General features: G+C 48.1%; 22 protein-coding genes. 10 read left to right on the top strand and 12 right to left on the bottom strand.

The features are described 5' to 3' along the window. Nucleotides 1-61: 61 nt before the first annotated feature. The 3 genes from ACTHUT_RS01610 to gloB all read left to right on the top strand — a co-directional run bounded on the left by ACTHUT_RS01610 (nucleotide 62) and on the right by gloB (nucleotide 2890). Entirely contained in the window at nucleotides 62-847 is a 786-nt protein-coding gene (locus ACTHUT_RS01610) for an HNH endonuclease (RefSeq protein ID WP_440386630.1), read from the top strand. 184 nt (nucleotides 848-1031) lie between these two features. Further along, on the top strand, nucleotides 1032-2117 hold the full coding sequence (locus ACTHUT_RS01605; RefSeq protein WP_440386629.1) for a hypothetical protein: 1086 nt from the start codon (nucleotides 1032-1034) through the stop codon (nucleotides 2115-2117). 23 nt (nucleotides 2118-2140) lie between these two features. Then, entirely contained in the window at nucleotides 2141-2890 is a 750-nt protein-coding gene (gene gloB, locus ACTHUT_RS01600; protein ID WP_440386628.1) for a hydroxyacylglutathione hydrolase, read from the top strand. Between the two features lie 113 nt (nucleotides 2891-3003). Here gloB and ACTHUT_RS01595 read toward each other — a convergent pair whose 3' ends face one another. Next, nucleotides 3004-3354: a winged helix-turn-helix transcriptional regulator gene (locus tag ACTHUT_RS01595; protein WP_440386627.1), complete on the bottom strand. Its 351-nt coding sequence runs from the start codon at nucleotides 3352-3354 to the stop codon at nucleotides 3004-3006. Between the two features lie 133 nt (nucleotides 3355-3487). On the opposite strand from ACTHUT_RS01595, the gene ACTHUT_RS01590 reads away from it, so the two are divergent. Beyond that, nucleotides 3488-4360 (top strand): pirin family protein, encoded by an 873-nt coding sequence (locus tag ACTHUT_RS01590; protein WP_440386626.1) that lies wholly within the window; start codon nucleotides 3488-3490, stop codon nucleotides 4358-4360. Nucleotides 4361-4486: 126 nt separating this feature from the next. Here the strand turns inward: ACTHUT_RS01590 and guaA are convergent, their stop codons facing one another. The 3 genes from guaA to dut form a co-directional block, all read right to left on the bottom strand. Then, entirely contained in the window at nucleotides 4487-6052 is a 1566-nt protein-coding gene (gene guaA / locus ACTHUT_RS01585; protein WP_440386625.1) for a glutamine-hydrolyzing GMP synthase, read from the bottom strand. 148 nt (nucleotides 6053-6200) lie between these two features. Next, the gene (locus ACTHUT_RS01580; RefSeq protein ID WP_440386624.1) at nucleotides 6201-6527 is read right to left on the bottom strand and encodes a hypothetical protein; all 327 of its coding nucleotides are present in this window, start codon (nucleotides 6525-6527) and stop codon (nucleotides 6201-6203) included. A 186-nt stretch (nucleotides 6528-6713) separates the two neighbouring features. After that, nucleotides 6714-7166 (bottom strand): dUTP diphosphatase, encoded by a 453-nt coding sequence (dut, locus tag ACTHUT_RS01575; RefSeq protein ID WP_003680707.1) that lies wholly within the window; start codon nucleotides 7164-7166, stop codon nucleotides 6714-6716. Between the two features lie 111 nt (nucleotides 7167-7277). On the opposite strand from dut, the gene pdxH reads away from it, so the two are divergent. From pdxH to ACTHUT_RS01560, 3 genes are all read left to right on the top strand, one after another. Beyond that, entirely contained in the window at nucleotides 7278-7910 is a 633-nt protein-coding gene (gene pdxH / locus ACTHUT_RS01570; protein WP_440386623.1) for a pyridoxamine 5'-phosphate oxidase, read from the top strand. Nucleotides 7911-8069: 159 nt separating this feature from the next. Then, nucleotides 8070-9128 (top strand): pseudouridine synthase, encoded by a 1059-nt coding sequence (locus tag ACTHUT_RS01565; protein ID WP_440386622.1) that lies wholly within the window; start codon nucleotides 8070-8072, stop codon nucleotides 9126-9128. A 253-nt stretch (nucleotides 9129-9381) separates the two neighbouring features. Beyond that, complete coding sequence (locus ACTHUT_RS01560) at nucleotides 9382-10974, top strand: vWA domain-containing protein (protein WP_440386621.1); 1593 nt, start codon at nucleotides 9382-9384, stop codon at nucleotides 10972-10974. Nucleotides 10975-11027: 53 nt separating this feature from the next. On the opposite strand, the gene rlmB is transcribed toward ACTHUT_RS01560, so the two are convergent. The 3 genes from rlmB to ACTHUT_RS01545 all read right to left on the bottom strand — a co-directional run bounded on the left by rlmB (nucleotide 11028) and on the right by ACTHUT_RS01545 (nucleotide 12855). Next, nucleotides 11028-11777, bottom strand: coding sequence for a 23S rRNA (guanosine(2251)-2'-O)-methyltransferase RlmB (rlmB, locus tag ACTHUT_RS01555; RefSeq protein WP_440386620.1), 750 nt, complete (start codon nucleotides 11775-11777; stop codon nucleotides 11028-11030). Between the two features lie 62 nt (nucleotides 11778-11839). Beyond that, nucleotides 11840-12148 (bottom strand): AzlD family protein, encoded by a 309-nt coding sequence (locus tag ACTHUT_RS01550; RefSeq protein WP_003680717.1) that lies wholly within the window; start codon nucleotides 12146-12148, stop codon nucleotides 11840-11842. After that, nucleotides 12145-12855, bottom strand: coding sequence for an AzlC family ABC transporter permease (locus ACTHUT_RS01545; protein WP_440386619.1), 711 nt, complete (start codon nucleotides 12853-12855; stop codon nucleotides 12145-12147). The genes ACTHUT_RS01550 and ACTHUT_RS01545 overlap by 4 nt, the downstream gene beginning before the upstream one ends. A 101-nt stretch (nucleotides 12856-12956) precedes the next feature. Here ACTHUT_RS01545 and ACTHUT_RS01540 point away from each other — a divergent pair, with 101 nt between their 5' ends. The 3 genes from ACTHUT_RS01540 to ACTHUT_RS01530 all read left to right on the top strand — a co-directional run bounded on the left by ACTHUT_RS01540 (nucleotide 12957) and on the right by ACTHUT_RS01530 (nucleotide 15805). Beyond that, on the top strand, nucleotides 12957-13931 hold the full coding sequence (locus tag ACTHUT_RS01540; RefSeq protein ID WP_440386618.1) for a PhoH family protein: 975 nt from the start codon (nucleotides 12957-12959) through the stop codon (nucleotides 13929-13931). A 121-nt stretch (nucleotides 13932-14052) separates the two neighbouring features. Next, nucleotides 14053-15039, top strand: coding sequence for a malate dehydrogenase (locus tag ACTHUT_RS01535; RefSeq protein WP_440386617.1), 987 nt, complete (start codon nucleotides 14053-14055; stop codon nucleotides 15037-15039). A 112-nt stretch (nucleotides 15040-15151) separates the two neighbouring features. Next, complete coding sequence (locus tag ACTHUT_RS01530; protein WP_440386616.1) at nucleotides 15152-15805, top strand: IS1595 family transposase; 654 nt, start codon at nucleotides 15152-15154, stop codon at nucleotides 15803-15805. Between the two features lie 7 nt (nucleotides 15806-15812). Here the strand turns inward: ACTHUT_RS01530 and ACTHUT_RS01525 are convergent, their stop codons facing one another. From ACTHUT_RS01525 to ACTHUT_RS01505, 5 genes are all read right to left on the bottom strand, one after another. After that, on the bottom strand, nucleotides 15813-16133 hold the full coding sequence (locus ACTHUT_RS01525; RefSeq protein ID WP_440386615.1) for a hypothetical protein: 321 nt from the start codon (nucleotides 16131-16133) through the stop codon (nucleotides 15813-15815). Nucleotides 16134-16202: 69 nt separating this feature from the next. Beyond that, nucleotides 16203-16370 (bottom strand): hypothetical protein, encoded by a 168-nt coding sequence (locus ACTHUT_RS01520; RefSeq protein ID WP_440386614.1) that lies wholly within the window; start codon nucleotides 16368-16370, stop codon nucleotides 16203-16205. A gap of 51 nt (nucleotides 16371-16421) precedes the next feature. Then, nucleotides 16422-16844, bottom strand: coding sequence for a transcriptional regulator (locus tag ACTHUT_RS01515; RefSeq protein WP_440386613.1), 423 nt, complete (start codon nucleotides 16842-16844; stop codon nucleotides 16422-16424). After that, on the bottom strand, nucleotides 16822-17880 hold the full coding sequence (locus ACTHUT_RS01510) for a hypothetical protein (protein ID WP_440386612.1): 1059 nt from the start codon (nucleotides 17878-17880) through the stop codon (nucleotides 16822-16824). Before ACTHUT_RS01510 ends, ACTHUT_RS01515 begins: the two co-directional genes overlap by 23 nt. A gap of 19 nt (nucleotides 17881-17899) precedes the next feature. Further along, a partial coding sequence (locus ACTHUT_RS01505; RefSeq protein ID WP_440418664.1) for a DUF2345 domain-containing protein occupies nucleotides 17900-18536 on the bottom strand: 637 nt, incomplete at its 5' end.

Raw genomic sequence — 18536 nt, 5'->3', positions numbered from 1 at the left:
AAAATCAATGCATTACCCCAAATAATTAAATTAGAAAACTTAACTTTGATAGGAAGACTTAATGGCGAAAACAAAATATTCCGCACGGATCAATGGGGAACATATTGATGGGACGATAGAAATTATAAAAAGAATCGTCTTACATCTGCATGATATGGGCAAAACACAATTTAAGGTAAAAGATGTAGATGAACAGATTGAAGAACTAAAAAACCAATGGCAGATTACTCCTGACTATAATGATGATACACATGCTTCTTTGCATGTACTTAGTGTCAATTCAAACTCAAGGAAGCATTATCACGAATCAATGCACCAAGACTTTTTATGGTGGAAAAAAGGAGGAATATTTGAATTATACAAACCAACAAATTTTCAAATAAACTCAACCCAATCTTTGGAACAAGATCTCAGTAAACTCAAAGAACAATTAGCATCCGAAATTGAACCAGAAAAGCGAACCGAAATCGAAACCTTAATAAAAGCTCGTCAAGGGCAAGGCAGATTCCGGCAAAAACTACTCGAACTGTATCCGAGCTGTCCGCTAACAGGTCTAGATATCCAGCCTTTACTCATCGCCAGCCATATTAAACCTTGGAGTAAGTGCAACGATAAAGAGCGGTTAGATCCCTTCAACGGTCTGATGCTCGCACCCAATATCGACGCATTATTCGATAGCGGTCTGATTACGTTTGATATCGACGGTACGATAAAAATCAGTCCAAAAATCAATCTGGAAAATCAAAAGCGGCTTGGAATTTTTCCCGATATGAAATTAGAAATTCGACCAAAAAGCAAAAAATATTTCGAGTATCACCGCAACCACGTTTTCCAAAAAGAAGAATAGGTAGTGTTGAACAGTCCGTTGATTTAAGGTCGTCTGAAAACGATTTAGCGAACCACGCTATATTTGTTTTCAGACGGCCTTTTTGCGTCCTTTTGCGTATAAAGACCAAACCCGCCGCCATCATTCTGTATAATTCCCTCTTTTAAACTATAATCGACATATTCAGACGGCCTTTCCCGACATTATGACTCGACAAGCCTTTATCCTCAGTGATTGCGAATTTCCCGAATGCGGCGAAAAGCCTTACGCCCTATTGACCGCAAATCCGACGAAGGAACACCACTTCATCGCCCAAACCGAGCAGCGGCAACATGCGCATAATCCACAGGTCAGCCCGCAAAACCAAAACGTTTATCGCCTGCCACTGTCCATATTCCATCCTGGCGAAAAAGCCCGCGGCAAAGAACAAAACCGCAGCGAAGCGACAAGCGTCAACATCATCGGCAACTTGGCGGCGAAAAACCTCTATACGCTGACCTTTGTCGAAGACTCTGCCAACCAATACAATCTGGAAAGCTGGTTCAACCGTCATGAAAGCGGCTACGAAGATGCCTGCGACCATCTGCGCATCTTACCCGCAGGCCGTCTGAAAACATCTACGGCAAATGCCGATACCGTCAAAGTACCGGATGCCTTGTGGCGGATATTGCGGCTGAAATTCCTCGGTATTCTGCGCAATCCGCACAACCATAAAAACCTGTTTGCCCACCGCCTGAACCAAACGCTTCGGGCGCGGCTGCCGGAAGTCGGTTTTGAATTTGTCCGCTTGATCAGCAAACGCGACCCCAAGCGCATCGAAGCCATTATGCAGGACTACCGTTTTTCCTTTCTCGGCTATGTCGATTGGCTGGGCGGGCTTTACGGTATGTTGAGCGAAGGCGTGGCGCAGCCGTCGTTGTTTGAACGGCTGTTTTGCAACATCTTTGCCGAACCCGAAGCCGTGAAAATCGAATTGTTCCGCTATCCTGAAAACACGGGGCTGTGCCTGTTTGGCGACAGCGGTTTCTGCCTGCAAGCCTCGGCCAAGCTATTGAGCGTCGGCGTCAATATTTCGCACGATATGTTTGCCATCGTCCATCTGCAAGCTGACCGTTGGCACGCGTTTAAAAACACCTTTCATCACGACGCGCCCAAACTGCAAGGCCAAGTGCGGATTATCGACGGTGACCAAACCCAAAGATTGCTGTTCAACCGACTGTGCATCCAGCAAGCCCATGAAGCCGTGTTCGGCCAAAGTCCGAATATCAAAGATTATTTAGAGGCCGTCTGAAACCCCAAACCAGAAGAAAGCATATGAAAATCACACCAATCCAAGCCCTAAACGACAACTACATCTGGATGATTCAAGAAGGCAACCATACCGTCTGCGTCGATCCGTCCGATGCCACGCCGGTCTTAAAATTCCTTGTTCACAACCACTTGATGCTGGCACAAACATGGATTACCCATCCCCATCATGACCATATCGGCGGCGCAAAAGCGCTGCACAACGGCTTCTTAGAATCCCCAATCTATGGCGAAAGCGACATCGACGTGGCGACGCATACCGTCACCGCAGGTACGCAGTTCCCGTTTGGCGAAGGCTTGGTTACCGTTTGGGCAACTCCCGGCCATACCGACCGACACATCAGCTATCTGCTGGAAAATTCAGACGGCCTGCACGTTTTCTGCGGCGATACCTTGTTTTCCGCCGGTTGCGGCCGCGTATTTACCGGCACAATCGAGCAGCTTTACGACAGCTTCCACCGATTCAACCAGCTGCCCGAAGAAACGCTGTTTTATCCGGCGCACGAATATACCGCCTCCAATCTGCGCTTTGCCCAACATATCGAGCCGGACAACGCCGACATTCAGACGGCCTTGGCCGCAGCCGAACACACGCCGACACTGCCTGTCAGCCTGGTGCACGAACGCAAAGTCAATCCGTTTTTCCGCGTACACCTGCCCCAAGTTCAGGCACGCGCCGAAGAATTAAGCGGACGAAAATTAAACAGCGAACTCGAAGTCTTCGCCGCTTTGCGTGAATTGAAAAATCAATTTTGATTGGGCTTAGTCCCTAAAGAATAAGGCCGTCTGAATAAGCGTGAAACCATGAATCACGCCTGTTCAGACGGCCTTAAAGCCTTCATCAATATCATAACCATAAAAGCATAAGCCTACGGCTGCTTTTTATGTTTCACACATTCCGCAGCATATTGCTCGCCCCAACGGTGTATGGCTTCGATCACAGGCATCAGCGTCCGCCCAAACTCAGTCAGCGAGTATTCCACCTTCGGCGGTACCTGCGGATACACTTCCCGATGAACGATACCGTCGTTTTCCAATTCGCGCAGCTGCAGCGTCAACATCCGCTGGGTAATACCTGCCAACAAACGCTGCAACTCATTGAAACGTCGGGTTTCCCCGTGTAAATAATATAAAATCAATACCTTCCATTTGCCGCCGATAATATCCAAAGTATTAACGACCGGACAGCAAGAGCCGTGTGCGTGTTCTGTTTCCGACATACAAAATCTCCAAACCACAGTATCAAAAATGTGCGTACTTGTTATAAAGTTTGTACCCCCTATAATACAAGCATTCTGTAACAAAAGGCCATCTGAAAGGCTTCAGACGGCCATAAAAAGAAGGAACTTTATCATGCGCAACATCAAACAAATCTACCGAGCCGACAGCCAACACTGGGTAGGCAACGGATTCCTCGTGCAACCTTTGTTCTCCCACATGGCTGACGACCGCGGCACCAATCCATTCCTGATGCTGGACTATGCCGCACCGTATGAATTTGCACCCAACGAAACGCACGGTCCGCGCGGTGTCGGACAACATCCGCACAAAGGCTTTGAAACCGTTACCATCGCCTACCACGGCGAAGTAGCACACCGCGACTCCAGCGGCGGAGGCGGCATTATTTACGAAGGCGACGTGCAATGGATGACCGCTGGCTCAGGCATTATTCATGAAGAATTCCACTCTGAAAACTTCAGCAAAAAAGGCGGACTCTTTGAAATGGTGCAACTTTGGGTCAACCTGCCCGCCAAAGACAAAAACACGCCGCCACGCTATCAGCATCTTGCCAAAGCAAATATTCCCGTCGTCGAATTTCCCGACGAAGCCGGCTACTTACGTCTGATTGCAGGCGAACATGACGGCGTAAAAGGCGCGGCGAACACGTTCACCGAAATGAATGTTTGGGATATTGTGCTTCATGCCAATAAAGAGGCTGAATTGGCAGTACCCGACAATCACAATCTGTCTATGGTTGTCCTGCGCGGAGCGGTGACGTTTAATGGCAATGAACAGGCAACAGCCGGAGAATTGGTCAATTTTGAGCAAACCGGCGGTAAAGTGCGCGTAAAAGCCAGTAGCGAAGAAGCCAAAATCTTGCTGCTTTCCGGCGTTCCGATTGATGAACCCGTAGTCGGCTACGGCCCATTTGTGATGAATACTGCCGAAGAAATCCGACAAGCCATCAGCGATTTCAAAAGCGGCAAATTCGGCCGTATTGATTAAGATATTTGCTTAAACCGCTAACGGAAAGTTTGCTGATTGATTTCATTGTATGCGTTAACCAAGCTCATCAGTGCAAAAAAGGCCGTCTGAACAATATCTGTTCAGACGGCCTTTATTATTTAGGGATTATTCCCACTCAATCGTGGCAGGCGGTTTGCCGCTGACATCATAAACCACGCGGTTGATGCCTTTGACTTCGTTGATGATGCGGTTGGACACGCGGCCGAGCAGCGAGTATGGCAGTTCTGCCCAGTGCGCAGTCATGAAGTCGCTAGTAATCACGGCACGCAAAGCTACGACGTAATCGTATGTGCGACCGTCGCCCATCACGCCGACGGATTTCACAGGCAGGAATACGGCAAAGGCTTGGCTGGTCAGGTCGTACCAAGATGTACCGTTTTCATCGGTAGTATTGCGCAATTCTTGGATGAAAATGTCGTCCGCCTGACGGAGCAAGTCGGCGTATTCTTTTTTCACTTCACCCAAGATACGCACACCCAAACCCGGGCCCGGGAACGGATGACGGTACACCATTTCGCGTGGCAAGCCCAAAGCCACGCCCAATTCGCGTACTTCGTCTTTGAACAAATCACGCAACGGCTCAAGCAATTTGAGCTTCATGTTTTCAGGCAGGCCGCCGACATTGTGGTGGGATTTGATGGCGTGGGCTTTTTTGGTTTTCGCACCTGCGGATTCGATTACGTCGGGGTAAATCGTACCTTGCGCCAACCATTTGGCGTTGGTGAGTTTTTTCTCTTCCGCATCAAATACTTCGATAAATTCCGCACCGATGATTTTGCGTTTTTTCTCCGGATCGGCCACACCGGCAAGTTTCGCCAAAAACTGCTCTTCGGCATCAACGTGAATCACGCGTACGCCCAAGTTGCGGGCAAACATATCCATCACCATCTTGCCTTCGTTCAAACGCAATAGGCCGTGGTCAACAAACACGCAGGTCAGTTGGTCGCCGATGGCACGGTGAATCAGCGCGGCCGCTACGGAAGAGTCCACGCCGCCGGACAAACCTAAAATCACTTCGTCGCTGCCGACTTGTTCGCGGATCTTGGCAACGGCTTCTTCGATGTAGTTCGGCATGGTCCAGCTGGGTTGTGCGCCGCAAATACCCAAGACAAAGCGGTTCAACAGCGCGCGGCCTTGTTTGGTGTGGGTCACTTCAGGATGGAATTGGATGCCGTAGAATTGTTTCTCAGCGTTTTCCATCATGGCAATCGGGCAAGACGGCGTATCGCCGATGACAGAGAAGCCGGTAGGCAGTTTGGAAACTTTATCGCCATGGCTCATCCAAACGTCGAGCGTATTAGGCGCATCATCTTGAATGCCGCGTGTCAGCTCGCTGTCGATGGTTTTCACTTGCGCATAACCGAATTCGCGTTGGTTGCCCGGGCTGACTTCGCCGCCCAAGTGGTGCGCCATAAATTGCATGCCGTAGCAAATACCCAAAACCGGAATGCCCAAATCGAAGATACCGGTATCGGCTTGATAGTCGGATTCGTAAACGGAATTGGGACCTCCGGAGAGAATGATGCCTTTCGGATTGAAGGCTTTGATTTCTTCCAAAGGCATGTCGAAAGAATGCAGTTCGCAGTAAACGTGGGCTTCGCGCACGCGGCGGGCGATCAGCTGGGTAACTTGCGAGCCGAAGTCGAGGATGAGGATTTTGTCTTGGGTCATGGCGGAAACTTTGCAAAATGTAAGAAAACGGTGCGGCCGGGAGGGTAAATTTCAAATTTAAACCACAATAAAAAAGGCCGTCTGAATCGGCGGATTATACCATTGTTCAGACGGCCTTTATAGGGCAAAACCCAAATCTCTCATCTTTCTATTTTGTGTGTTTCTCAGGAATCATATCGCTGCGCGAGAGCAACAGCAGGCAACCCAACACGACCATGCCGATGGCCAATAACGGCGAAAGGTAAATCCAGTAACTCATGTGCAGATAAATGGCTGTACCGATATAAACCAACATCGGGCCGGAAACGATGGACTGTTTGTTGATGCCGTCCATAATCAACACGGCAAAGCCCAAAATAATTAATGCGCTGGCAATCATGGTCGATGTCGCAGGCAAAATATCCGTAGCACGTAAAAACCAAATCGCGCCAAAGATAATCAAAAATAAAGGCAGGAAAAGTGAGGGGCGGGACATAACAACGCTCCGTAAAGGTTTCAGACGGCCTGTATTATTGGGTGCGCCGGACATGCAGGCAAGATATAAAAATGCAATCTTGTGTGTAATTATGCAAAGGTTGGCACAACAAAAAGGCCGTCTGAACCGTGGCAAACCGAAATCGAATATTTCAATTTATCCTGTTTCAAACGGCCTTTTAAATCATCAGGCTTTGCCGGTGCTGCCGAATCCGCCTTCACCCCGCTCGCTGGCAGCAAACTCGTCCACAACCTTAAACGCAGCTTGGACAACCGGCACAATCACCATTTGCGCGATACGCTCCATCGGCTCGATGGTAAACGCTTCTTTACCACGGTTCCACAAAGAAACCTTCAATTCGCCTTGATAATCCGAGTCAATCAAACCGACCAAATTGCCCAAAACAATACCGTGTTTATGACCCAAACCGGAACGTGGCAACAAAACGGCTGCATACGCAGGGTTGGCCAAATGCACCGCCAAACCGGTCGGCACAAGATACACATCGCCTGGCTGCAATACAACGGCTTCATCCAAGCAGGCACGCAAGTCCAAACCGGCAGAACCGGGCGTTGCATAAGCAGGCAGGGAATCGGCCATTTTCGGATTTAAGATTTTCAGTTCGACTTCGGTTTGCATGACGGGACTCCATATGGTTCTAAATTAGAAAGGGCTACGATTATACACAAATGCCCTTGAGGCCGTCTGAAAAAACGGAGTATGATTCAGTCAGACCTAAGGAGAAAAATCATGGATTTACACAATATCCGCGAAGATTACAGCAAACGCGAGCTATCGGAAGCCGAGTGCCACGCCGACCCGATTGTCCAATTCGAGCAATGGCTGAACGAAGCGATTCACGCCGAAGTCAACGAGCCGACCGCGGTCAACGTTGCCGCCGTAGGCGAAGACGGCAGACCCAACAGCCGCATGGTGCTGCTGAAAGAAGTCAACCCCAAAGGCTTTGTTTTCTTTACCAATTACCACAGCCGCAAAGGCCGCTCCTATACGGTACACCCCTTTGCCGCCATGACTTTTTTCTGGCCGGAACTCGAGCGCCAAGTGCGCATTGAAGGACGCATCGAAAAACTCGACGCCGCCGCTTCGGACGAATATTTCGAAAGCCGCCCCTACACCAGCCGTATCGGCGCATGGGCAAGCGAACAAAGCGAAGTGATTTCCAGCAAAGCCGTCTTGGTGGCCAAAGCCGCAGCCGTCGGTGTCAAACATCCCCTGCATGTTCCCCGCCCGCCGCATTGGGGCGGATACCTCGTTATTCCCGACCGCATCGAATTCTGGCAAGGCCGCCCCAGCCGCCTGCACGACCGCATTCAATACCGCCTGGTTGACGGCAACTGGATACGCGAACGCCTTTCGCCATAATTTTCGGATTTTCAAACAAAAATTTACTGGTTGAGTTACAATACAGCCTTTCATCGGCAGGCCGTCTGAATCTGATTTTCAGACGGCCTTTTCCCCCAATCCAACCCCTGCCGCAACCGCCGCAGAAGAACCGCTTTTTCAAGCGAGTTAGGAAAAATCATGTCCAAACAGCCTTCCAGCAAACGCCAATGGCGCGACGGCGTATCATCTGCCGCCAAGAAACCTTCCAAACCGGCCAAATCCTTCGCCAATAAAAAACGTCCAGACAACGAACGCAAAACATCAGGCAAACCTTACGGCCAAAAAGTTTCAGACGGCCCTAAAGCTCAAAATATTGCCCCAAAACAACGTGCCGCCAAAGCCAAAAAACTGGTTGTCCGCAACCCAAATCAAAAAATCATGGAGCACGCCCGCGATTTGAAAGAACGCCGCAGCGACCTTTCCCGCTTTGAACCCGAGCGTCTGCAAAAAGTCCTGGCCGCCTCCGGGGTCGGCTCACGTCGCGAAATGGAAGAATGGATCAGCAACGGCTGGGTAACGGTCAACGGCCGCGTCGCCCAACTGGGCGAAAAAGTCACACCCGACGACCATGTTACCGTCAAAGGCAGCATCATCAAACTCAAATGGGCAGACCGCCTGCCGCGCATCATCCTCTACTACAAACAAGAAGGCGAAATCGTTTCCCGCGACGACCCGCAAGGCCGTGTCAGCATTTTTGACCGCCTGCCGCAAGCAGCCAGCAGCCGCTGGGTGGCCATCGGCCGTTTGGACATCAATACCAGCGGCCTTTTGATCCTGACCACCTCAGGCGAACTGGTTCAACGCTTTGCCCACCCTAGCTTTGAAGTCGAACGCGAATACGCCGTGCGCGTATTGGGCGAGTTGACCACCGAACAAATGCGCGTCCTGACCGAAGAAGGCGTGATGCTCGAAGACGGTTTGGCAAAAGTAGAACGTATCTACGAACAAGGCGGCGAAGGCGCAAACAAATGGTACAACGTCGTCATCAAAGAAGGCCGCAACCGCGAAGTACGCCGCATTTTTGAAAGCCAAGGCCTCACCGTCAGCCGCCTCGTCCGCGTAGGCTTCGGCCCTATCGGCCTGCCAAACCGCCTCAAACGTGGCCAGTTCTACGAACTCAATCCGGCAGAAGTTGCCAACATCATCAAATGGGCAGATATGCTGCTGCCAGGCGAACGTCGCCGGAAGAAAAGTTAATGTAAGATAAATCGGGGCTGAGGCCTTTACAAAATCGTCTCAGCCCGACAAAATCTTGCCTAAGTCATAAAATAGTGGGTTAAGTTTAGACCAGTACCGCATTACTCCGCCTTGTCCTGATTTAAACTTAACCCACTATTCACACATTAAAATCCAAATAAAAAGTGACTCTGCGCTCTCGTTGAATCTGCCAATACACTGCCATCAACACTTTATAATAATCAGCATGTGATATTTTCCTGGAGCTTAAATCATGCCCCGTTTCTTCCTAAAAACCGTTTCCATACTCACTTTGGCAGCTTTGACTGCGTGTTCTGACTCAAAAGAATACTCGAACCCCTCTTTTGGTCCCTCTCTAGGATTCAAGGAAAGCCAAATTGTTGCCATACAGAAGGTTAAAACACCTACTGTCAAGGTTCGAAATACAGAACGCTACCAAGACCAACCCGACCAACCGGTTAAATCCGTTGCTCAAGAACCTGTTTCCACATTCAGCATCGATGTCGATACCGGCAGCTACGCCAACGTCCGCCGATTTCTGAACAACGGCAAACAGCCGCCCAAAGATGCCGTGCGCATTGAGGAAATCATCAATTATTTCCCTTACAACTATCCACTGCCTACTGACGGCCGTCCCTTTGCCGTTCACACTGAAACCATTGATTCTCCATGGCAACCGGAAGCCAAGCTGATCAAAATCGGTATCCAAGCACAAGACACGGCAAAGAAAGACCTGCCGCCCGCCAATCTTGTGTTCCTCGTGGACGTATCCGGCAGTATGGCTGCAGAAAATAAACTTCCGTTGGTTCAAAAAACGCTGCGTATCTTGACCCAACAATTACGCCCGCAGGACAAAGTTACCCTGATTACCTATTCATCAGGCGAAGAGCTGGTGCTTCCGCCCACATCAGGTTCAGATAAAGAAACCATCCTGAAGGCCATCGACAAGCTGAAAGCCGCAGGCTCGACTTCGGGCGAATCCGCTTTACGCATGGCATACGAAGAAGCGCAAAAAGCCTTTGTACCCAACGGCATCAACCGTATCCTGTTGGCGACCGATGGCGACTTTAACGTTGGCGTATCTGATACCGAAACCCTCAAATCCATGGTTGCCGAAAAGCGTAAAACCGGCGTTTCACTCAGTACGCTAGGCTTCGGTACGGACAATTACAACGAAGACATGATGGAACAAATTGCCGATGCAGGCGACGGCAATTACAGCTACATTGACAACGAAAAAGAAGCGAAAAAAGTCCTGCAACAGCAGCTGACCTCCACACTCGCCACCGTTGCACAAGATGTCAAAATCCAAGTCGAATTCAATCCTGCCACTGTCAAAGAATACCGCTTGGTCGGCTACACCAACCGCACCCTGCGCAATGAAGACTTCAACAATGACAAAGTAAATGCGGGCGATATCGGCTCAGGCCACAGCGTGACCGCCATCTATGAAATCATTCCGGCAGGCAAAAACGGTTGGCTGAACGAATCACGCTATCAAAAAGCCCCGGCCGCCAAAGGCAGTAAAAACGAATACGCCTTTGTCAAAGTACGCTACAAACTACCTGGAAAAAAAGACAGCAAGCTGATGGAACAAGCAATTCCCGTTGGTAGCAAACCGCTGGAGCAAGCCGATAAAGACACCCTGCTCGCCCTTGCCGCAGCTTCCTATGCGCAAGCCCTGCGCGGCGGTGAATACAACGGCAAACTCAGTTGGAGAGACATCGAAAACATGGCACAGCAAGTCCAAGGCGATGATCCGTTTGAGCTGAAATCGGAATTTCTCCAATTGGTTCGCATTGCCGCCGGTAATGAAAAGCAATCAGGTCCTTTGGTTAAAGAATAAAACCTGAAAAAGGCCGTCTGAAAAACATTCAGACGGCCTTTTAATTACACTTTTTATTTTTCCGATTTCAACACGCGTTGACGGCGTGTTTCGCTCAATACCATGCCAGCGCTGACGGAAACATTCATGCTTTCGACTGTGCCAAACATCGGAATCGATACCAGCATATCACAATGTTCGCGCGTCAGGCGGCGCATGCCCTCGCCTTCGTTGCCCATCACCCAAGCCACACTGTCGGGCAGGTCGCAGTGGTAAAGGTCGGAGTCGCCGCCCATGTCCGTACCGACAATCCAAATGCCGTATTCTTTCAATTCACGCAAAGTACGGGCAAGATTGGTTACGGTAATATACGGCACGGTTTCCGCCGCACCACAGGCAACTTTGCTGACGGTCGCATTCAGGCCGACACTTTTGTCTTTGGGCGCAATCACGGCATGCACGCCCATCGCATCGGCAGTACGCAGACACGCGCCGAGGTTGTGCGGATCGGTAATGCCGTCCAATACCAGCAAAAACGGTGGTTCGCTCAGGTTTTCCAACACATCTTCCAAGTGAACATGGTTTTTGGAAGCATCGATAAATCCGACCACGCCCTGATGACGCGCCCCTTTGCTGATGGCATTCAGGCGGTCGGCATCGGCAAAATGCACGCGTACGTTTTCAGAGGCCGCTTTATCCAATACATCGCGGGTGCGCGCATCGGATTTGCCCTCTTGGATATAGAGTTCGGTAATCGATTTCGGGTTTTGCCACAAACGGGCATTGACGGCGTGAAAGCCATAGATGAGTCGTTGGTTTGCCATGTTTTTGCTTTATCAAAAAATTCAGACGGCCATTATAACAAGTAAGGCCGTCTGAAAATTTTTTATTTCATCAAATAACCGAGTATGCCCGATGTGCCAACGCCGATTAATACCGTCACCAACATCGAAAACCGGCTGGCGGCCAATACTGTTAAAGCAATGGCAATCAGCTCATGCGGTTTGTCCGATACAAAATAAGGCGCAATCACGGAAATCAACACGCAGCCCGGCGCGGCCTCCATAACCACTTGCGCGCGACGGCTCAACGTACGGTTGCGCAATGCAAAAAAGCCGATTAATCGGGTCGAATAGGTTACGGCCAACATACTTAAAAACAGCAAAAACGATTGCAGCGACAACAAATCCTTCATTTTTGCTCTCCCCAAAAATACGCCGCCAACAAACCCGACAACGCTCCGGCCGGAACATACCATGCGCCGTCCACGGTCAAATAGGTTACGCACGCCACAATCAGGCTGACAAACCAAGGGCGTGAAGCCGCAAAGCTCTTCCACATACCGCGCAGCAACACCAAAAACACCGCAGGAAACGCCATGCCGAAGCCCCAAGCCGCCACATCGCCGAACATCGGACCGACTGCCGCGCCAAACGCCGCAAAACCAATCCACGTTACATACAAAATAAAACACACACCGGCATAAAACGGCATATTGAACGCAGGCAAGCCTGCCGCCTTACGCTTTTGAATTTCAGCAAACGCCATTGCCCAGCTTTCATCACACATCACAAACAGCGCAGGCATCGCCTTTTTCAACGGCATATCCCTCATATACGGCGCAATCGCCGCACCCATCAGAATATGGCGCGAATTAATCATAAACGTTACCGTTGCAATCAGCAGAATCGGCAAAGGATTTGCCCACAAATTGACTGCGGCGAATTCCGAACCTCCGGCAAAATTCATGCCCGTCATCAGCAGCATTTCCAGCCAACTCATGCCCTTCTGCCCGCCCTGCATACCCAAAATCAGCGCCCACGGCAACAGACCGATCAACATGGGCGAGGTTTCTTTGATACCGCGCAGAAATTCCGATTGGGGAGAAACAGTGTGATTCATTTTAATTGAAACGGTTTATTAAAAAGAAGCGACGTATTATAAAGCATGCTGTCTGAACAAGGGTATAATACGGAAAAATAGATTTATTTACGGAAACCGATATGACCCACACCGTCCATCTGCAGTTTGAAGAAATTGACAATACCGTATTGCAACGCCTGTGCGGCGCACTCGACAGCAATCTCGAAGCCTTAGGCAAAGCCCTTAATATCCAAATCAGCCACCGCTTCGAACATTTCACCTTCATGGGCGAACTGGCACACGCCGGCCGCCGTGCCTTGCTGTCGCTTGCCGAAGCCGCAGAAAAAGGCGACTTGGACGACAACGCCATCAGCCTCGCGGCCGTTGAAGCCAAAACAGCAGATGAAAAACACGAAGAAAAACACCACGACCAACAATACTATTTCCGCACCAAACGCGGCAGCATCGGCGGCCGCACACCGCGCCAAAACGGCTATATCCGCGCCTTGCTCAACCACGATGTCGTGTTCGGCTTAGGCCCGGCCGGTACGGGCAAAACCTATCTTGCCGTTGCCGCCGCCGTCGATGCCATGGAAAAGCACCAAATCGAACGCATCGTTTTGGTGCGCCCAGCAGTCGAAGCAGGCGAAAAATTAGGCTTCCTGCCGGGCGATTTAGCGCAAAAAGTCGACCCCTACCTGCGACCGCTTTACGATGCGCTTTATGACTTGATGGGCTTCGACCGCGTGACCAAACTGATGGAAAAAGGTTTGATTGAAATTGCACCGCTGGCCTATATGCGCGGCCGCACGCTCAACGGCGCGTATGTCATTTTGGACGAAGCGCAAAACACCACCCCCGAACAAATGAAAATGTTCCTGACCCGTATCGGCTTCGGTGCCAAAGCAGTCATTACCGGCGACATCAGCCAAATCGACCTGCCGCGCAACATCAAATCCGGCTTGAAAGATGCACGCGAAAAACTGCGCGACGTAGAAGGCCTGTATTTCCACACCTTCACCAGCGAAGACGTTGTCCGCCATCCATTGGTACAGAAAATCGTCGAAGCCTATGAAGCTGCCGAAGAACAAGCTGAAAAGAAAAACGACGAATAATCTTTTCAAACACTGAAGGCCGTCTGAAAATTAAATTTCAGACGGCCTTCCTACATCATTCGTCACATAATGCTGCTATAATCCGAAAATCAAGTAAAACAACGACTTCAAAAGGAAAAATATGACCCTCAAGCCACCCGTCCGAATCGCCGTTACCGGCGCGGCAGGCCAAATCGCCTACGCCACCCTCTTCCGTATCGCCGGCGGCATTATGCTCGGACGCGACCAACCCGTTATCCTGCAACTGCTCGACCTGCCACAGGCGCAACAAGCATTGCGCGGCGTGATTATGGAAATGCAGGATTGCGCCTTCCCACTCTTGGCCGACATCTTCGCCACAGACGACCCCGAAGTCGCCTTCAAAGATGCCGACATCGCCCTCTTGATTGGAGCGCGCCCGCGTACGCAAGGCATGGAACGCGCCGACTTGCTGCACGCCAATGGCGAAATTTTCAAAGTACAAGGCGCGGCGTTAAACAAAGTTGCCCATTGCAACGTCAAAGTCCTCGTCGTCGGTAACCCAGCCAACACCAACGCCTACATCGCCATGAAGTCTGCACCCGACATCCCGCCGGAAAATTTCACCGCCCTGATGCGTCTCGACCACCACCGCGCCGTCAGCCAAATTGCCGAAAAAATCAACCGCCCGATTACTTCCATCGAGCAAATGTGTGTCTGGGGCAACCACAGCCCGACCATGTACGCCGACTACCGCTACGCCACCAGCAACGGCGAGTCCGTCCAAAACATGATTACCGAACCCGACTGGAACACCGAAGTCTTCATGCCGAAAATCGCCGGACGCGGTGCCGCCATTATCGCCGCGCGCGGCTCATCATCCGCAGCCTCCGCCGCCAATGCCGCCATCTACCACCTGCGCGACTGGCTGCTCGGCAGCAGCGGCAAATGGGTAACGATGGGCGTTCCATCCGATGGCTCTTACGGCATTCCCGAAGGTTTGGTTTTCGGCTTCCCCGTCATTTGCGACGCAGGCAGCTACCGCATCGTCCAAGGCTTAGATTTGTCAGACGAATTCAGCCAAAAACGTATTGCAGCCACGCTGGCCGAATTGGAAGAAGAGCGTTCAGCCATCCAAGATCTACTCTAAAACAAAGGCCGTCTGAAAACCAAATTTCAGACGGCCTAAATAATTAAATGCCCATTCTACAATCATTTTTAAAGGGGCTGTACTAGATTAGCAGATATGTTACCCTCGAAATATGAAGATAACGCACTGCAAATTAAAGAAAAAAGTACAGAAAGAACTGCTCCGTTTTTTTGTGCTGGAAGTTACCGCCCGTTCTGCCGCCGATATTTTGGGCATCCATCCCAATTCGGCAGCACTGTTCTACCGTAAAATCCGCACGGTTATCAGCCATCATTTGGCCTTGGCTGCCGATGAGGTTTTTGAGGGCTCTGTTGAGTTGGACGAAAGCTATTTCGGCGGACGGCGTAAAGGCAGACGTGGTCGCGGTGCGGCAGGAAAGGTGGTTGTCTTTGGCATCCTGAAACGCAACGGACGGGTCTATACCGTTGTCGTAGATAATGCTAAGTCCGATACTTTGATGCCTGTTATCAAACGGAAAATTATGCCGGACAGTATTGTTTATACTGGTAGTCTGAGCAGTTACGACAAGTTGGACGTGAGCGGTTTTATCCATTACCGCATCAACCATTCCAAGGAATTTGCAGACCGTCAGAACCACATTAACGGCATTGAGAACTTTTGGAATCAGGCAAAACGCGTCTTACGCAAATACAACGGAATCGATCGCAAATCCTTCCCGCTGTTCTTGAAAGAATGCGAATTTCGGTTTAACTTCGGCACACCCTCCCGGCAGCTTAAAATCCTGCGGGAGTGGTGTGAAATTTAGGGCTAATCTAGTACAGCCCCTTATTTTTTTCAGCATAAACTGATAGTTTATCGATAGTAGTAGCAAATTGTTTTTCAGTAAATTTGACAAACCTCTTATTTTGAAGACTACTAAATAGGCCGTTCAAATATTTGTTATATTTTTCCTGATACTTTCTGAACACATCCAATACCTTCCGCTGCCCGCTTTCACTCCAGCCGCCGTAGAAATATATAGTAATGCCCAGCCCCATCTTGGCATACAGCCTGTGTTCGTCGTCGTACAGTTCGCAACGCTGCGCATGAAACATAATGTCGTTCAAACGGTTTTTTTGTTCTTTAGGGGTCATGCTTTGTCCTTTCGTAGAGATTGAATATTTTAAGCCGTCTGAAAAACCGTTTTCAGACGGCCTGTTCGCTTACCTGGCCGCCGCACCAACTGCTGCCGCACCTAATCCTATAAAAGTCAAAAAAGCCTGAACCGAAACGGCGTAGGGCGCAGTACCCGTCCCAGCAGTGAAAAACGTAACCGCCGCACCAATGGCAATAACTAGAACCACCACCGCGCCGATGGCAATCACCTGCATCCAGTCAATCTTTTTAATTTCCTCCTGCTCTGTTAGTTGAACTACATGTGCTTATTTTTTATTCAATTTCAGATAAACATTTATTAATAATAGAAAAGAATATAAAAAAAATATTAAAATTAGTTCAATATTAAATTTCATACTAGAAAAAATTATATTTAAAAATAAATTTATTTCTACCATTTTACTTGTTAGATAAAATATACAAATAAAGAATATAATTCCAATTGTTTTCTTATTAAACACAATAAAAAAAATAGAAAAATTATTAAGTATAAAAAACAATTTAATAATAATTGCCCCACCCTCAATATCGCCTTGTAAATCAGATAATTTATAGACATCGCCATCTTTTATATAGTCTGAAATATAAAAATTTTCAGAATCAAGTAAGAGCGAAACTAAAAATATAAATATTAAAATAATAAAATTAAATATTCTTGTATAATTATTAAAAATACTGTTTTCCATCATATACCCATTTATTTGTATTGTATTCAATATATACGTTACAATTAGTACTATCACATTTATCAGGCATGTTGGTTACAATTCCTTCCAACGCAAGAGCTATTGCATTTTGCCACTTCCAAGATCGGCCATATACACTACTATTAATTTTATGTTGAGGAATTTCTCCTTCTACATAACTTTGTAAGCCAAGCCTACCTGAATTATGAAAAACAGTAGCTTCAAACGTATTCAATTTCCTATTCCGTCTTCGCTGTTCACGAGCTATATTTTTTGCAACTAAATCCATCGCAATAACAGCATCAGAAGTAATAACATAAAATGTTTCTTCTAAATAATTTTCCCTACCCTTTATTCCAAGTAATTCTGCAGCTAAATCTAATTGCATTTCACCAAATCCGTATGATGCTGTCGGTTTTAATATTATCCCCCCCATACTACTCAATTGATTTTTTCTCGCAGCCCAAATACCATGAAATTTTTCTTGAAAAACAATGGATGCAATAGCTATTTTATCTACTCCATTTTTTTGAGCTGCTAATTTGATAGGTTCACGGAGGAATGAAACCCATCTTAATCCATACGGGACATCAATTGTTAAGCGTAAAGATACCGTTTTTATCGGCTGTACTTGTTGATTATTAGGGTTTTGATTGGTAATACCCTTCGTTATTTTAAATTCAATGATAGTATAGAAAATATCTTCTAATAATGGCTGTCCTTGAACTCTATATTGATATAAATTGGCCAAAGAGCCTCTGTATTCTTCATGAATGCTTCTATCTGAAACTTTCAATAAGAATCCTCTCTCATTAACCCTATGATTATTCTGTAAATAAAAATGTACAAATGCATTTACATCTTTAATTGATTCATTAGATTTAAGTGTTATTACCTCTTCCGATGATTTTCCATTACTCCCCAACTGTTTAATACCTGTAGATACGGTTCTACTTCTCCCTATTTTAAAATATATCTCATATCTAACAACTTTTACCTTGTTATCTTTTATCCAAAATCTAGTATATACTTTTTTCATATAATTCCTTTAAATCTTATCACTCTTCATCATACCAATTATTTATATCATGATGTATATGTATTTTTATAGATTCTGGCTCAAGAGTTAGAAACACTTTAGTAAAACCTTCTTTATCAGTTATGCCATTGATAATTTGTTCATTTGGCAAAAAAGCTGTATATTTTTTGTTTGAATAGGGAATTCCATTTTCATTACATAGTTTAAATTGTATATTACATATCATCCCTGAAAATACCGGAAAATCAATGCTATTATAACTTTGTGAATCCGATACCACCAACGGTGCCCTCACCCGCACCACCTTCGGACTTCCGATCTCAACTTCCCCGTTACTCAACTTGATATACGCCCCTTTGCAGGTGATCAGAATCTCTTCCTTCGCCGCAATGGTGACTTTCCCTGCGCTGCTGGTTAACGCTGCGTCCTTCAAAGCATTCAGCTGCAATTCGTCATTCTGTGCCTGTACAGTGACTGCACCCTGATTGGCCTGCATCTTGATGCCGCTGCTTTGCGCAAATAGGTTAAGGCTCTCTGCCGCATGGGCGGTCAGGCTTTGGCCGGCGGTAATGTCGGTATGGTTGCCGCTGATAAGGTGGATGTTTTCATTGGCGGTATGCAGTTGGCTTTGCTCTGTTGTGGTGGCGATGCCGGCC

It is taken from the genome of Neisseria sp. P0022.S010, from assembly GCF_051956635.1.
The sequence above is the reverse complement of the archived record's forward strand: the minus strand, read 5'-3'. Positions and strand labels throughout refer to the sequence as shown.

What these genes read in the sequence shown, in the direction of transcription:
- ACTHUT_RS01510 (WP_440386612.1), bottom strand. Translation starts at nt 17,880, where the DNA reads ATGAAAAAAGTATATACTAGATTTTGGATAAAAGATAACAAGGTAAAA.
- ACTHUT_RS01595 (WP_440386627.1), bottom strand. Translation starts at nt 3,354, where the DNA reads ATGTCGGAAACAGAACACGCACACGGCTCTTGCTGTCCGGTCGTTAAT.
- dut (WP_003680707.1), bottom strand. Translation starts at nt 7,166, where the DNA reads ATGCAAACCGAAGTCGAACTGAAAATCTTAAATCCGAAAATGGCCGAT.
- ACTHUT_RS01530 (WP_440386616.1), top strand. Translation starts at nt 15,152, where the DNA reads ATGAAGATAACGCACTGCAAATTAAAGAAAAAAGTACAGAAAGAACTG.
- ACTHUT_RS01580 (WP_440386624.1), bottom strand. Translation starts at nt 6,527, where the DNA reads ATGTCCCGCCCCTCACTTTTCCTGCCTTTATTTTTGATTATCTTTGGC.
- guaA (WP_440386625.1), bottom strand. Translation starts at nt 6,052, where the DNA reads ATGACCCAAGACAAAATCCTCATCCTCGACTTCGGCTCGCAAGTTACC.
- ACTHUT_RS01565 (WP_440386622.1), top strand. Translation starts at nt 8,070, where the DNA reads ATGTCCAAACAGCCTTCCAGCAAACGCCAATGGCGCGACGGCGTATCA.
- rlmB (WP_440386620.1), bottom strand. Translation starts at nt 11,777, where the DNA reads ATGGCAAACCAACGACTCATCTATGGCTTTCACGCCGTCAATGCCCGT.
- ACTHUT_RS01520 (WP_440386614.1), bottom strand. Translation starts at nt 16,370, where the DNA reads ATGCAGGTGATTGCCATCGGCGCGGTGGTGGTTCTAGTTATTGCCATT.
- ACTHUT_RS01550 (WP_003680717.1), bottom strand. Translation starts at nt 12,148, where the DNA reads ATGAAGGATTTGTTGTCGCTGCAATCGTTTTTGCTGTTTTTAAGTATG.
- pdxH (WP_440386623.1), top strand. Translation starts at nt 7,278, where the DNA reads ATGGATTTACACAATATCCGCGAAGATTACAGCAAACGCGAGCTATCG.
- ACTHUT_RS01560 (WP_440386621.1), top strand. Translation starts at nt 9,382, where the DNA reads ATGCCCCGTTTCTTCCTAAAAACCGTTTCCATACTCACTTTGGCAGCT.
- ACTHUT_RS01610 (WP_440386630.1), top strand. Translation starts at nt 62, where the DNA reads ATGGCGAAAACAAAATATTCCGCACGGATCAATGGGGAACATATTGAT.
- ACTHUT_RS01515 (WP_440386613.1), bottom strand. Translation starts at nt 16,844, where the DNA reads ATGATGGAAAACAGTATTTTTAATAATTATACAAGAATATTTAATTTT.
- ACTHUT_RS01535 (WP_440386617.1), top strand. Translation starts at nt 14,053, where the DNA reads ATGACCCTCAAGCCACCCGTCCGAATCGCCGTTACCGGCGCGGCAGGC.
- ACTHUT_RS01525 (WP_440386615.1), bottom strand. Translation starts at nt 16,133, where the DNA reads ATGACCCCTAAAGAACAAAAAAACCGTTTGAACGACATTATGTTTCAT.
- ACTHUT_RS01540 (WP_440386618.1), top strand. Translation starts at nt 12,957, where the DNA reads ATGACCCACACCGTCCATCTGCAGTTTGAAGAAATTGACAATACCGTA.
- gloB (WP_440386628.1), top strand. Translation starts at nt 2,141, where the DNA reads ATGAAAATCACACCAATCCAAGCCCTAAACGACAACTACATCTGGATG.
- ACTHUT_RS01605 (WP_440386629.1), top strand. Translation starts at nt 1,032, where the DNA reads ATGACTCGACAAGCCTTTATCCTCAGTGATTGCGAATTTCCCGAATGC.
- ACTHUT_RS01545 (WP_440386619.1), bottom strand. Translation starts at nt 12,855, where the DNA reads ATGAATCACACTGTTTCTCCCCAATCGGAATTTCTGCGCGGTATCAAA.
- ACTHUT_RS01590 (WP_440386626.1), top strand. Translation starts at nt 3,488, where the DNA reads ATGCGCAACATCAAACAAATCTACCGAGCCGACAGCCAACACTGGGTA.